The organism is Pseudomonas oryzae, from assembly GCF_900104805.1.
GTDB classification, from domain to species: Bacteria; Pseudomonadota; Gammaproteobacteria; order Pseudomonadales; family Pseudomonadaceae; genus Geopseudomonas; species Geopseudomonas oryzae.
Genome location: NZ_LT629751.1, coordinates 1,863,700 through 1,876,492, shown reverse-complemented (window position 1 = coordinate 1,876,492; position 12,793 = coordinate 1,863,700). Strand labels below are relative to the sequence as shown.

The window sequence follows — 12,793 nt, the reverse complement described above, 5'->3', positions numbered from 1 at the left end:
CGAGCCCTCAGGGTACCTTGGGCAGCGCGCGCTTGTGCGCGGTGATCCGGTAGGTGCGCTCGATGATCGCGGCAGCCTGCTCCGAGACCGGCAGGCCATGCAGGTAGGCGTCGATCTCGGCGTAGCTGACGCCGTGGGCGTCCTCGTCCGGACGGCCGGGGCGCAGCTCCTCGAGGTCGGCGGTCGGCACCTTGATCACCAGATCCTGCGGCGCGCCGAGGCGGGCGGCGATGGCACGGACCTGATGCTTGACCAGCCCGCTGAGCGGCGCCAGATCGCAGGCGCCATCGCCGAACTTGGTGAAGAAGCCCATCACCGCCTCGGCGGCGTGGTCGGTGCCGATCACCAGACCGTTGCGCGCGTTGGCGATGGCGTACTGCGCGACCATGCGTACCCGCGCCTTGATGTTGCCGACCACGAAATCGCGGCGAGCCGGCTCCAGCGGATCCAGTTCCTCGACCTGCTCGGCCAGCCCGCGCACCGCGCCGCCGATGTTCACCGTCTGCTCTTCGTCGGCGCGGATGAAGCGCATCGCCGCCTGGGCGTCGGCCTCGTCGTGCTGGATGTCGTAGGGCAGGCGCACGGCGATGAAGCGGTAGCTCTCATCGCCGGTCTCGGCGCGCAGCTCCTCGACGGCGAGCTGGGCCAGACGGCCGGCGGTCGACGAATCGACCCCGCCGCTGATGCCGAGCACCAGCACCTTGAGGCCGGTCTCGCGCAGGCAGTTCTTGATGAAGGCCTTGCGTCGTTCGATTTCCGCCAGCTCGGCGGCGGCATCGGCGAAGGGCGGCACCACCTCGAGTTCGGCGGCGATCCGTTGTTGCAGTTCGTTCATCTCAGGCTCCATGTGAGGCGTTGGGGCGCAACGGGGGCATGCGCGCAACCGTCGGGCCGTTTCAGTCGGCAATCTTGACCAGCCTGCCGGCCGATGTCACCCCCGGCATGCTCCGGGCGCCTCAGATGCACGGCTCGCCACGCTTGCTGCCGCACAACGCCAGGCTGGAAGGCGCAGAGCGGGGCTGGCAGACGTGCAAGGCAGTGGGCGGCGGTTCTGCCGTTCGATCGCCCAGCCGCTCACGCCAGTCCTGGGGCGTCTCACCAGCTGCCGACATTCGCCATTGACTGCCACGGCTCGGCCGGCGGCAGAGGATGGCCCTTTTGCAGCAGCTCGATGGAGATGTTGTCCGGCGAGCGCACGAAGGCCATGAAGCCATCGCGCGGCGGACGGTTGATGGTGACGCCGTGGGCCTGCAGGCGCTCGCATGCGGCGTAGATGTCGTCGACCTGGTAGGCGAGGTGGCCGAAGTTGCGCCCGCCGGTGTACTGCTCCGGGTCCCAGTTCCAGGTCAGCTCGATCTGCGCCTGATGGTCGCCGGGCGCGGCCAGGTAGACCAGCGTGAAGCGCCCGCCGGGGTGCTCGCTGCGGCGCAGCACCTCGAGTCCGAGAGCGTCACGGTAGAAGCGCAGCGACTCCTCCAGATCGGTGACGCGCACCATGGTGTGCAGGTATTTCATGGTCTCTCCGCAAATAGCGCGGCCTGGGCGTGCAGTGCCAGCCTGCCGCGCGCCTGGGTTGGTCTGCGCGACAGGATAGCCCGGAAAGCGAGCGCCGGGCCTCAGTCCCCCGGATACTCCGCCACCACCTCGTCCTTGCCATCCTTGCTCAGGCCGATGACCTGGTAGGCATGCTTGTGCGGACCATGGTCCATGCCCGGCGAGCCGTGCGGCATGCCGGGCACGGCGAGGCCGAGCAGGTCGGGGCGCTGGCGCAGTTCGAGGATCTGCGCGGCCGGCACGTGGCCCTCGACGAACTTGCCGTCGATCACCCCGGTGTGGCATGAGGCCAGGCGCGGCGCCACGCCGAGGCGCTGTTTGACCGCGCTCATGTCCGGCTCGACGTGGTCACGCACGGTGAAGCCGTTGGCTTCCAGATGCTTGATCCAGTCCTTGCAGCAGCCGCAGTTGGCGTCGCGGTGCACGTCGATGGTCAGGGCATCGGCGGCCTGGGCGGCGCCGGTGAGGAACAGGGCGGCGAGGGCCGCGATACGCAGTTTGGCCTGCATGAAAAGTCTCCTTCGGTTAACCGTGGCAGCCGCAACTGCCGCCGCAGCCGCCGGTTTTGCCGGGGCTCGGCGCGGCAGCCGGCGTAGCCAGCTGCGCCGGGTAGCCGGCGTCATCCAGGGCAGCGAGCAGGGCCGCGCTGTCGGGGGTGCCGCTGACGCGCACGCGGCCGGCCTGCAGATCCACCTCGACCGCCTCGACGCCGGGCAGCGGGCTCAGGGCCTGGGTGACGTGCTTGACGCACGAGCCGCAGCTCATTTCCTGGACGTTCAGTTCGATGGTGCTCATGGAGTAGCTCCTTCAGGTGGCCGCCATTTGCGGCCTTGAAACTATCTTCGACCTTGCCGTCGTGGCAAGGTCAAGCGACATTCTGCGTGCCTCACTCGATGCGCGCGTTGCGCAGGCGCAAGGCATTGCCCACCACCGAAACCGAGCTCAGGCTCATGGCCAGCGCGGCGATCAGCGGCGACAGCAGGTGGCCGGTGAGCGGGTAGAGCAGGCCGGCGGCCAGCGGAATGCCCATCGCGTTGTAGAGCAGGGCGAAGGTCAGGTTCTGGTGCATGTTGCGCACCGTGGCCAGCGACAGGCTGCGTGCGCGCAGGATGCCGAGCAGGTCGCCCTTGACCAGGGTGACCTGGGCGCTGCTCATCGCCACGTCGGTGCCGGTGCCCATGGCGATGCCGACGTCGGCGCGGGCCAGCGCCGGGGCGTCGTTGATGCCGTCGCCGGCCATGGCCACGCGGCGCCCTTCCTGCTGCAGGCGGGCGGCCAGGCGCTCCTTGTCCTGCGGGCGGACCTCGCCGTGCACCTCGCTGATGCCGAGTTGGCGCGCCACCGCGCGGGCGGTGGTGAGGCCGTCACCGGTGGCCATGATCACCCGTACCCCGTCCGCCTGCAGGCGCTCGACCGCCTGCCGCGAGGTCGGCTTGAGCGGGTCGGCCACCGCCAGCAAGCCGGCGAGCACGCCGTCCGCCGCCAGGTACATGATGCTGGCGCCCTCGCCGCGCAGGGCTTCGGCCTGCGCCTGCAGCGGCGCTAGCGCGACGCCGGCGTCCTGCAGCAGTACGGTGTTGCCGAGCAGCAGGTGGCGGCCGTCGACCTGGCCGCGCACGCCGATGCCGGAGGCCGACTCGAAGGCCTGCGGCGCGCTCAACGCCAGCCCGCGGGCGCGCGCCTGTTCGACGATGGCGTGGGCCAGCGGGTGCTCGCTGCCCTGGTCGAGGCTGGCGGCCAGATGCAACACCGCATCGGCAGCGAAGCCCGGCGCTGCCACGACGCTGTGGAAGGCCGGGCGGCCTTCGGTGAGGGTGCCGGTCTTGTCGACGATCAGGGTATCGATGTCGCGCAGCTGCTCGATGGCGGCGGCGTCGCGGAACAGCACGCCGCTGCCGGCGCCCTTGCCGGTGGCGACCATCACCGACATCGGCGTGGCCAGACCGAGGGCGCAGGGGCAGGCGATGATCAGCACCGCCACCGCGTTGATCAGGCCGTACACCCAGCTCGGCTGCGGCCCCCACAGCCCCCAGCCGAGCAGGGTGAGCAGGGCGATGGCGATCACCGCCAGCACGAACCAGCCGGCCACCAGGTCGGCCAGGCGCTGCAGCGGCGCCTTGGAGCGCTGCGCCTGGGCGACCATTTGCACGATCTGCGCGAGCATGGTGGCGCTGCCGACCTTCTGCGCCTCCATCACCAGGCTGCCGTGGGCATTGAGGGTGGCGCCGATCAGCACGTCGCCGGTGCGCTTGCTCACCGGCAGCGGCTCGCCGGTGAGCATCGATTCGTCCACCGAGCTTTCGCCTTCCAGCACCCGGCCGTCCACCGGCACCTTCTCGCCGGGGCGCACGCGCAGGCGGTCGCCGATGTGCACGTGGGCCAGCGGGATGTCCTCCTCGCTGCCGTCGGCATTCAGCCGCCGTGCGGTCTTCGGCGCCAGGCCGAGCAGTGCGCGGATCGCCGCGGAGGTCTGTAAGCGCGCCTTGAGTTCGAGCATCTGGCCGAGCAGGGTCAGCGAGATGATCACCGCCGCCGCCTCGTAGTACACGCCGATGCGACCGTCCTGGAGGAAGGTCGCCGGGAAGGCTCCGGGCGCCAGGGTGGCGGCGACGCTGTACAGGTAGGCGGCGGCGGTGCCCAGGCCGATCAGCGTCCACATGTTGGGGCTGAACGTGGCGATGGAGCGCGCGCAGCGCACGTAGAACGGCCAGCCGGCCCACAGCACCACCGGGCTGGCCAGGACCAGCTCCACCCAGTTCTGCGTGGCGCCGTGGAACAGCATCAGCTGGTGGCCGGCCATCGCCAGCAGGGTGACGATCACCGTCAGCGGCAGTGACCACCAGAAGCGCCGGGTGAAGTCCTTGAGTTCGGGGCTCGCTTCCTCCTCCAGCGCCGGCAGCACCGGCTCCAGCGCCATGCCGCACTTGGGGCAGCTGCCGGGGCCGAGCTGGCGGACTTCCGGGTGCATCGGGCAGGTGTATTCGACGCCGCTCGCGTCACCCGGCATGCCGGGTGGCTGGGGCATGGCGTCAGCGGCCGGCGGATGGTGATGGTGGCCGGCGTGTTCCGCCGACTGCAGGGGGGGGGCGGGCAGGTAGCGCTGCGGTTCGGCGTTGAAGCGGTCCAGGCAGCGCTGGCTGCAGAAGTGCACAGTCTGCCCTTCATGCTCGGTGTGGAACGGACCATGCGCCGCCACCTCCATGCCGCACACCGGATCGCGCAGGCTTTCCCCGCTGAGGCGCTCGCCTGCACTCATCGCCGTTCCCCGCGCTGCTCCGACTCGTGGCGGTGGCGATGGCCGTGACCATGGCCGAACAGGTGCAGCAGCGGGCACAGCAGCAGGATCAGGTAGGGCAACAGCCCGAGGGCGTGGGCGTAGTGTTCGCGGGCCAGGTAGAACAGCGCGATGACGGCGAGCATGCCGAGGACGATGCCGGGCCTGCCGCGCCAGAAGGACGGGGAGGATTCTCCATGGGGGCTGGTTTCGCGCATGACGAGGGATCTCCTGAAAGAAACGGCGTCCAGCGGACGCCGCTTGTCCGGAAGGGGCAATGCCCAGACAGAGAACTTCACACTTCCAGCCTAGCCGGCGGTTCCTTACCGCAGGCTGAGCGGCGGATTACATTTCCGTCAGCTGGCCATCGGCGGCGGCGGGCCGGTCTAGAGTGAAGTTCTCACCAGCCTAGAAGAGGGCATGCAAATGAACAGATCAATCCTTTGCGCCGGCGTCTTGCTGCTGGCGGCCAGCGGCGCCACCTGGGCGGAAGACAAGGCGGCGACGCCCGAACAGCAGTGGCAGCAGCACATTACCGAGATGCGTCAGCTGCACCAGAACTGGATGGCCGGCAAGACGCCCGAGGAGCGCCAGAAGCTCATGGAGCAGCACTGGCAGGCCATGGGCCGGGGCATGCAGAACATGGGCGGCTGCATGGCTGGCGGCCAGGGCATGGGCATGAACAAAGGCATGGGGATGGGAATGGGCGGCGGCTGGATGCGCATGGATACGGTGGAACAGGTCGACCTGCGTATCCAGCACATGGAACAGATGATCGAGCAGTTGCGCGCGCACCGGGAGATGCTGGCCAAGCCCTGAGTCGCGGGTGGCGCGGGGTGGCTCAGACCAGTTCGCCCCGCCGCCGCTCCCAGCCCTGCAGCCAGGCGGGCAGCTCCTGCGCCGGCATGGCCCGGGCGATGAACCAGCCCTGCGCCACGTCGCAGCCGGCGGCGCGCAGGCAGTCCCAGTCGGCACGGTCCTCGATGCCCTCGGCCACCGTCTTCATGCCCAGCTTGCGCGCCATCCCCAGGCTGGCGTCGAGGATGCTGCCGAGCGCGGCGTCGCGCCAGGCGCCGTGCACGAAGCTGCGATCGATCTTCAGCTCGTTGAACGGAATGTCGCGCAGTTGCGCCAGCGACGAGTGGCCGGTGCCGAAATCGTCGATGGACAGGCCGATGCGCTTCAGGCGCAGGCGGGTGAGGATGTCCAGCGCGGCCTGGCGGTTCTTCATCAGGTGGCTTTCGGTCACCTCGAGGATCAGGCTGAACAGCGGCACGCCGGCGAGCTGCGCTTCCCGCTCGACGAAGTCTGGAAAGTCCAGCCCCTGCAGGTTGTCCATCGACACGTTGACCGCCACGTGCAGCGAGAGACCCGCATCGCGCCAGTGGTGGCTGTCGCGCAGGGCATTGCGCAGCACCGCGCGCATCAGCGCATCGATCAGCCCACTGTCCTCGGCCAGCTCGATGAAGCGGTCGGGGTAGACCAGGCCATCCTGCGGGTGCTGCCAGCGCACCAGCGACTCGACGCCGATGACCCGGGCGCTGTGCATGTCGACCTTGGGCTGGTAGTGGTTGACCAGCTCGCCCGCCGCGATGCCGAGCTCCAGTTCCTCGGCGCTGTAGCTGCGCGCCTCGCTGTCCTGCGGGCTGGCGCAGTGCGCCGCGGTCTGCTCCAGCAACTTTTCCAGCTGTTCGCTGGACACCGGCTTGAACAGGGTGCCGAGCACGCGCAGGCGATGGGCCTGGGCCAGCCGCTCGGCGCTCTGCAGGATGCGCTCGTCCTCGCCGCTGACCAGCACCAGCGCGCCGCGGTAGGCCAGGCGCACCAGGTGGCGGATGAACTCGATGCCGTCCATCTCCGGCATCTGCAGGTCGCAGAGGATCAGGTCGACCTCGGTCCCGGCCTGCTCGAGCAGGTCGACCGCGGCGCGCGCGCGGTCGCAGGCGACCACGTCATCGAGGCCCAGCGCCTTGAGCTGTCGCCCCAGTAGTCGGCAGATGAAGGTGTCGTCGTCGACTATCAGAACTCTCATCGGGGGTGCCTCCTGCTCATGCCGTATCACCGGCTTCCAACAACCGTTCGATGCCTGCCCCGGTGGCGGCGCAGAGCGACCTGAATTCGTCGATGCCGCGCTCCAGGGCGGCGTGGTCGCCGTGCTTGACGGCCTGTTCGAGTGTCTCGCACAGCTGCCCCAGGCGCGCGGCGCCGACGGCGCGGGACGAGGACTTGAGGCGATGGGCGAGGGCGCCGACGGCCGCCAGGTCGTCCTGTGTGAAGGCGTGCAGCACCTGCTCCTGCAGAGAGCCTAACGCATTGCGGTAGTCGCCGAGAATCTCGCGGATCAACTGGCGATCCTCGCCGACCAGGGCAGCCAGCGCCGTCGGGTCGAGCAGCGCTGGCGTTGCGTCCGTGGCGCAGGCCGGCGTCTCCGCTGCGGCGGCCTCCGGGCCGGGCAGCCAGCGCTGCAGCGCTGCGCGCAGCGTGGCCAGGCGGATCGGCTTGGTCAGGTACTCGTCCATGCCGGCCTCCTGCGCGCGGGTGGCCTCGCCGCGCAGGGCGTTGGCGGTCAGCGTTAGGATCGGGATGCGCCGCTGGCCGGCCTCTTCGCTGCGGATCCGCTCGGCCAGCTGGTAGCCGTCCATCTCCGGCATGTGCAGGTCGGTGAGGATCAGGTCGTAGTCGCCCGCACGCCACATGGCCAGCGCCTCGGCGCCGTTGCCGGCCATGTCGAAGCGGTAGCTGAGCAGGGCGAGCTGCTGCTGGATGACCTTGCGATTGAGCAGGTCGTCCTCGACCACCAGGATGTGCCGGCGCGATGGCGCGTCCGGTTCCGGCAGCGGGGTCAGGGGCTCCTCGCCGGCCGCAGCGGGGCGTCCCGCCGCCTGCGGCGCCTCGACCACCTCGAGCGGCAGCTCGACGTTGAACAGCGTGCCGCTGCCCTGGGTGCTGGCGACGCGGATCTCGCCGTCCAGCAGCTCCACCAGGCGCTGGCAGATGGCCAGGCCCAGGCCGCTGCCACCGAAGCGACGGGTGGTCGAGGTTTCCGCCTGGGTGAAGGGGGTGAACAGGTTGCCCAGATGCTCCGGGGCGATGCCGATGCCGTTGTCGGCGACGCTGATGGCCACCCGCAGCGGCTTGCGGCCGACCGTGCGGACCTGCACCACCACCCGGCCCGGCCGTGCGCTGCGCCCGCCGGAGAACTTGATGGCGTTGCCGATCAGGTTGTAGAGGATCTGCCGCAGGCGCATCGCGTCGCTGGCCACCCACGCCGGCAGGTCCGCGGCGAGCGTGTGGATGAGCGTCACCCCCTGCGAGCTGGCCAGTGGCCGGAGGGTGTTGCACAGGTTGTCGACCAGTTCGGCCAGTTGCAGCGGCTCGTGCTCGATTTCCAGTTTGCCGGCCTCGATCCTCGAGAAGTCGAGGATGTCGTCGATCACTCCGAGCAGGTTGCCCGAGGAGTCGCGGATGGCCTTGATCAGGTCGGCCTGGTGCGGCGACAGCTGGTCCTGGGCCAGCACATCGATCAGGCCGACCACGCCGTTCATCGGCGTGCGGATCTCGTGGCTCATCGCCGCGAGGAAGGCCGACTTGGCGCGGCTGGCCTGTTCGGCGTCCTCGCGCGCCTGGGTCAGGCTGGCGATCAGCGCCCGCTGCTCGCGGATGTCGCGCAGGGTGCCGATGAAGAAGCGCTCGCCGTGGGCGCGATACTCGGACACGCTCAGCTCCAGATCGACCGCATGCCCGTCCTTGTGGCGCACGCTGACCTCGCGGGTGGTGCCGATGATGCGCTGATCGCCGGTGCGCAGGTAGTGCTCGATATCGCCGTTGTGCTGGTCGCGCTGTGGCGAGGTCAGCAGGCAGGATACGCTGCGTCCGAGCAGTTCCTCCCGGCGGTAGCCCAGCAGCGGCTCGATGGCTGGGTTGACGCTGTGCACGATGCCGCGGCTGTCGATGGTGATCACGCATTCGAGCAGATGGTCGAGGACGGCGCGAATCTCTTCCTGCTTGGCATGCAGCTCGGCGAGCGCCTGGCTGCGCTCCTCGATGCGCTGCTGCAGTTCGCTGTTCAGGGTGCCGAGCTGGCTGGCGGCCTGGTGCAGCTGGGCGGTCTGCACGGCCACCTGGCTGGACACCAGGCTGTGCCGCTCGGCACTGCTCAGGGTGGCGAACACGGCGAGGAACGCGGTGAAGATCGAGAAGCCGAGGAACAGGCGCCCCTCGGTGGTCGAGCCGGGCTGCCACAGCGGCATCTCCGGTTCCATCTCCAGGCGCCAGGTGCGTCCGCCGATCTCGAAGTCGTGGCGCCAGTCGCTGTGCGTGCCCGCGCTCAGCGCGCCGATGAGGTTGCTGGGCGCTGCGCCGGGGGTGATGTCGGTGATGCGCAGGGCGAGCTGGCTTTCCCGGGCCATGGCGAGCAGGGGGGCGAACAGTTGCTCGATGTCCAGCACGCCGACCACGAAGCCGGTCGGCGGCCCCGGGTCGGTGCTCTGGCCGAGCTGGTGCACCGGAATGAACACCAGCGAGGCGCGGCGCTGGGTGCGCGCCAGGCGGATGCGGTCCGTGGCGATCGCCAGTCCCTGGTCGAGGGCCAGGCGCATGGCCTCGCGTCGCGGCTGCTCGAAGGCGTGGTCGAGGCCGAGCACCGTTTCGCTCATCTCCACCTGTTCGTTGAACAGCACCGGGAAGTACTCGTCACGGTCGCCGGCCGGGCGCAGGCGGGCGGCGCTGTCCAGATCGCTGATGCGGAAGGCCGGAAAGCCGCCCAGGGCGGCGGCGGCCTCGAGGGCGGGGCGCTGCGCGCCGGTGATGCGCGGCGCCCAGTCCACCGAGAGGATCGCCGGGCGGCTGATGAAGCTGCGCGTGTAGTAGCGGAACTCATCGCGGGTCACCTCCTGGCTGGCGGCGATGAAGTGGGCCAGGCCCATGAGCGGGTAGAGCGTCTCGGCCAGCTCGCGCGAGCCGCTGTCGCTGATGACCTCCATCAGCTTGCGTGCCTCGCTGCGGGCGCGCAGTTCCTCCAGCTGCGACAGGCCGAGATGACCGACTACCAGCAGGATGGCGGTGATCAGCAGCGGCAGGGCGAAGCGGTAGTTGCCGACGCCGGTGATCCGCAGCGGCTGCGCGCCCGGCCACAGCAGGCGAGCCAGCGGGGCGAACAGCAGCACGCCGAGGGTGTCGCCGGTCCACCAGAACAGCCACTCGTTGAGCAGGTTGTCGGCTTCGATGCGGCCGGCGGCGAGCATCAACGCGCTGCCGAGGGTGGGGGCCACGGTGCAGCTCAGCGGGCCGCTGGCCAGCAGGCAGGTCGCCAGCCCCCGGTCGCCGGCCAGCATCAGGCTGCCGCCCAGGTAGCGCCGCGCCAGGGCGGTGGCGAGCAGGCACTGCAGGGTGGTGGCCGTGGCCAGCAGGGCGCCGATACCGGCTCCCGGCAGCGAGGGATACAGCCACAGGTGGGCCAGCAGGCTGCCGAGCCAGACGCCCGGCCAGCAGCGCGGCCCCCAGGCGAGCAGCGCGGCGACGGCGATGCCGGCCGCCGGCCAGATCGGCGAGGCATAGCCGGAGCTGTGGGTCAGCAGCAGGGCGGCAAAGCCGGCCAGGGCATAGAGGCCGGCGATGGTCAGGCTTTTCCGGATCAGCTCCAGCCGGCGGATCGGGGAGGGGCTGTCGTCCACGCCCATGGTCTCCTTGCTGTCTGTCATGCGGCTACGGCCCTTCGCGCGCGGTGACCGGCCAGGAGATACGGCGCCGACCGGGGAGTGGATCTGTGTGGATCATATCAAGGTAGTTCGGTTGGCCGTGGCTGTCGGCGCATGCCGGCCGGATTACATTTCTGTCAGTGACTGGTCGCCGGCGGGGCCGTGGCGTCACAATCGCTTGCCTGGTAAAGGAGAGCAAGCCATGAAAATCCTGGTGGCCGAGGACGATCCCAAGATCGGCGTCTACCTGCAGCAGGGCCTGAGCGAGGCGGGGTTCGCCGTCGAGCGTGTCGACAACGGCAACGAGGCGCTGCAGTGCGCGCTGGCCGAGGACTACGACCTGCTGGTGCTGGACGTGATGATGCCCGGACTGGACGGCTGGGAGGTGCTGCGTCGGCTGCGCGGTGCCGGGCAGGCGCTGCCGGTGCTGTTCCTCACCGCGCGCGACCGCGTCGAGGACCGGGTCAAGGGCCTGGAGCTGGGTGCCGACGACTACCTGGTCAAGCCGTTCGCCTTCGCCGAGCTGCTGGCGCGGGTGCGCACCCTGCTGCGCCGCGGCCAGGCCAGCACGGTGCCGACCCGCCTGCAGGTCGCCGATCTCGAGGTGGACCTGCTCAAGCGCCGCGCCAGCCGCGGCGGCCAGCGCATCGACCTGACCGCCAAGGAGTTCGCCCTGCTCGAGCTGCTGCTGCGCCGCCAGGGCGAGGTGCTGCCCAAGTCGCTGATCGCCTCGCAGGTGTGGGACATGAACTTCGACAGCGACACCAACGTCATCGAGGTGGCCATCCGCCGCCTGCGCGCCAAGATCGACGACGGCTTCGAGCCCAAGCTGATCCACACCGTGCGCGGCATGGGCTATCTGCTGGATACCCCGACGTGATCCAGCGCCTGTCGCTCACCGCGCGCCTCGGCGTGCTGTTCATGCTGGCGCTGACCGGCGTGCTGCTGGCCACCGGCCTGGTCGTCCAGCAGCTCAGCCGCCAGCACTTCGAGAGCATCGACCGTCATGCCCTGCTGGAGAAGCTGCACGCCACCCAGGGCGTGCTCGGTGCGCTGGGCGATGCCGGCGAGCTGGACAGCGTGCGCCCGCAGCTGCATGCCCTGCTCGGCGCGCACCAGGAGCTGCGCGCGCTGCTGCTCGATGCCGATGGCCGGGTGCTGTTCGCCGAGCCGGAGGGGGCGAGCCTGCCCGAGGCGTTGCGCGAGGCGAGCGGCAGTCTGTGGCTGTGGCAGGACGGCGACCACCTGCTGCGCGGGATGACCAGCCGGGTGCCGCTGGTGGGCCGCGCGCGGGGCCTGACCCTGCTGCTGGCGCTGGACGTCACCCACCACGAGGCGTTCTTCGCCGAGCTGGAGCGCTGGCTGTGGATCGCCTTGGGCATCAGCGCGCTGCTCAGCGCCGGGCTGGGCTGGCTGGTGGCGCGCAGTGGCCTGCGCCCGCTGCGCGAGGTCACCCAGGTGGCCGCCACGGTGTCGGCGCGCTCGCTCAAGGAGCGCATCCCGGAGCAGGCGCTGCCGGTGGAGCTGCGCCCGCTGGTGTCCTCGTTCAACGGCATGCTCGAGCGCCTCGACGAATCCTTCGTGCGCCTGTCCAACTTCTCCGCCGACATCGCCCATGAGCTGCGCACGCCGCTGACCCAGCTGATGACCCACACCGAGGTGGTGCTCGGCCGCGCGCGCAGCCTGGAGGAGTACCAGGAGGCGCTGTACGGCAACCTCGAGGACCTCAAGCGCATGGCGCGGATGATCGACGACATGCTGTTCCTCGCCAAGGCCGACAACGGCCTGATCGTCCCCGAGCGCCAGCCGGTGGCCCTGCAGCAGCTGACCGCGCAGTTGCTCGACTACTACCGCCTGCTCGGCGAGGAGGCCGGGGTGGAGCTGGAGCAGGAGGGCGCGGGGACCATCACCGGCGACGCCGGCATGCTGCGCCGCGCACTGTCCAACCTGCTGGCCAACGCGCTGCGCTACACGCCGACCGGCGGCTGCATCCGCGTGCGCATCGCCGAGCGGGCAGGGCAGGTGACGCTGGCGGTGGAGAACCCGGGGCCGGGCATTCCCGCCGAGCATCTGGGGCGACTGTTCGACCGCTTCTACCGCGCCGACCCGGCGCGCCGCGAGGGCGGCAACCATGCCGGCCTCGGCCTGGCGATCACCCGTTCGATCGTCGAGGCCCATCGCGGCAGCATCCGCTGCGAATCGGCGGGTGGCGTCACCCGTTTCGAGCTGGACTTTCCCGCCTGCCAGTGAAAGCGCCCGCCGGCTGGCG

The 12,793-nt window shown here is 70.1% G+C and carries 11 protein-coding genes; 3 read left to right on the top strand and 8 right to left on the bottom strand.

From position 1 onward, the window contains the following. Window positions 1-7 precede the first annotated feature (7 nt). The 6 genes from nadE to BLT78_RS08370 form a co-directional block, all read right to left on the bottom strand. Complete coding sequence (nadE, locus tag BLT78_RS08395) at window positions 8-835, bottom strand: ammonia-dependent NAD(+) synthetase (RefSeq protein ID WP_090348540.1); 828 nt, start codon at window positions 833-835, stop codon at window positions 8-10. A 260-nt stretch (window positions 836-1,095) separates the two neighbouring features. After that, window positions 1,096-1,515: a VOC family protein gene (locus BLT78_RS08390; RefSeq protein ID WP_090348539.1), complete on the bottom strand. Its 420-nt coding sequence runs from the start codon at window positions 1,513-1,515 to the stop codon at window positions 1,096-1,098. Window positions 1,516-1,616: 101 nt separating this feature from the next. Further along, window positions 1,617-2,063: a DUF411 domain-containing protein gene (locus BLT78_RS08385; RefSeq protein WP_090348538.1), complete on the bottom strand. Its 447-nt coding sequence runs from the start codon at window positions 2,061-2,063 to the stop codon at window positions 1,617-1,619. A 16-nt stretch (window positions 2,064-2,079) separates the two neighbouring features. Beyond that, the gene (locus BLT78_RS08380; RefSeq protein WP_090348537.1) at window positions 2,080-2,349 is read right to left on the bottom strand and encodes a heavy-metal-associated domain-containing protein; all 270 of its coding nucleotides are present in this window, start codon (window positions 2,347-2,349) and stop codon (window positions 2,080-2,082) included. A gap of 91 nt (window positions 2,350-2,440) precedes the next feature. Further along, window positions 2,441-4,810, bottom strand: a complete 2,370-nt coding sequence (locus tag BLT78_RS08375; RefSeq protein ID WP_090348536.1) for a heavy metal translocating P-type ATPase — start codon at window positions 4,808-4,810, stop codon at window positions 2,441-2,443. Next, the gene (locus BLT78_RS08370) at window positions 4,807-5,046 is read right to left on the bottom strand and encodes a DUF2933 domain-containing protein (RefSeq protein WP_090348535.1); all 240 of its coding nucleotides are present in this window, start codon (window positions 5,044-5,046) and stop codon (window positions 4,807-4,809) included. Before BLT78_RS08370 ends, BLT78_RS08375 begins: the two co-directional genes overlap by 4 nt. Window positions 5,047-5,254: 208 nt before the next feature. Here BLT78_RS08370 and BLT78_RS08365 point away from each other — a divergent pair, with 208 nt between their 5' ends. After that, the gene (locus BLT78_RS08365) at window positions 5,255-5,647 is read left to right on the top strand and encodes a hypothetical protein (RefSeq protein ID WP_157719508.1); all 393 of its coding nucleotides are present in this window, start codon (window positions 5,255-5,257) and stop codon (window positions 5,645-5,647) included. Between the two features lie 22 nt (window positions 5,648-5,669). On the opposite strand, the gene BLT78_RS08360 is transcribed toward BLT78_RS08365, so the two are convergent. Together BLT78_RS08360 and BLT78_RS08355 are read right to left on the bottom strand one after the other, a co-directional pair. Further along, window positions 5,670-6,860 (bottom strand): EAL domain-containing response regulator, encoded by a 1,191-nt coding sequence (locus BLT78_RS08360; protein ID WP_090348533.1) that lies wholly within the window; start codon window positions 6,858-6,860, stop codon window positions 5,670-5,672. 16 nt (window positions 6,861-6,876) lie between these two features. Then, window positions 6,877-10,527, bottom strand: a complete 3,651-nt coding sequence (locus tag BLT78_RS08355; protein WP_090348532.1) for a CHASE domain-containing protein — start codon at window positions 10,525-10,527, stop codon at window positions 6,877-6,879. Window positions 10,528-10,726: 199 nt separating this feature from the next. On the opposite strand from BLT78_RS08355, the gene BLT78_RS08350 reads away from it, so the two are divergent. Beyond that, on the top strand, window positions 10,727-11,404 hold the full coding sequence (locus BLT78_RS08350) for a heavy metal response regulator transcription factor (protein ID WP_090348531.1): 678 nt from the start codon (window positions 10,727-10,729) through the stop codon (window positions 11,402-11,404). Further along, window positions 11,404-12,774 carry a heavy metal sensor histidine kinase gene (locus BLT78_RS08345; RefSeq protein ID WP_090352213.1) on the top strand — a complete coding sequence of 457 codons (1,371 nt, stop codon included), beginning with the start codon at window positions 11,404-11,406 and terminating at the stop codon, window positions 12,772-12,774. The genes BLT78_RS08350 and BLT78_RS08345 overlap by 1 nt, the downstream gene beginning before the upstream one ends. Window positions 12,775-12,793 lie beyond the last annotated feature (19 nt).

Bases quoted from the DNA above. Each gene is read 5' to 3' on its own strand.
- nadE (WP_090348540.1), bottom strand. From the start codon at position 835: ATGAACGAACTGCAACAACGGATCGCCGCCGAACTCGAGGTGGTGCCG.
- BLT78_RS08390 (WP_090348539.1), bottom strand. From the start codon at position 1,515: ATGAAATACCTGCACACCATGGTGCGCGTCACCGATCTGGAGGAGTCG.
- BLT78_RS08385 (WP_090348538.1), bottom strand. From the start codon at position 2,063: ATGCAGGCCAAACTGCGTATCGCGGCCCTCGCCGCCCTGTTCCTCACC.
- BLT78_RS08380 (WP_090348537.1), bottom strand. From the start codon at position 2,349: ATGAGCACCATCGAACTGAACGTCCAGGAAATGAGCTGCGGCTCGTGC.
- BLT78_RS08375 (WP_090348536.1), bottom strand. From the start codon at position 4,810: ATGAGTGCAGGCGAGCGCCTCAGCGGGGAAAGCCTGCGCGATCCGGTG.
- BLT78_RS08370 (WP_090348535.1), bottom strand. From the start codon at position 5,046: ATGCGCGAAACCAGCCCCCATGGAGAATCCTCCCCGTCCTTCTGGCGC.
- BLT78_RS08365 (WP_157719508.1), top strand. From the start codon at position 5,255: ATGAACAGATCAATCCTTTGCGCCGGCGTCTTGCTGCTGGCGGCCAGC.
- BLT78_RS08360 (WP_090348533.1), bottom strand. From the start codon at position 6,860: ATGAGAGTTCTGATAGTCGACGACGACACCTTCATCTGCCGACTACTG.
- BLT78_RS08355 (WP_090348532.1), bottom strand. From the start codon at position 10,527: ATGACAGACAGCAAGGAGACCATGGGCGTGGACGACAGCCCCTCCCCG.
- BLT78_RS08350 (WP_090348531.1), top strand. From the start codon at position 10,727: ATGAAAATCCTGGTGGCCGAGGACGATCCCAAGATCGGCGTCTACCTG.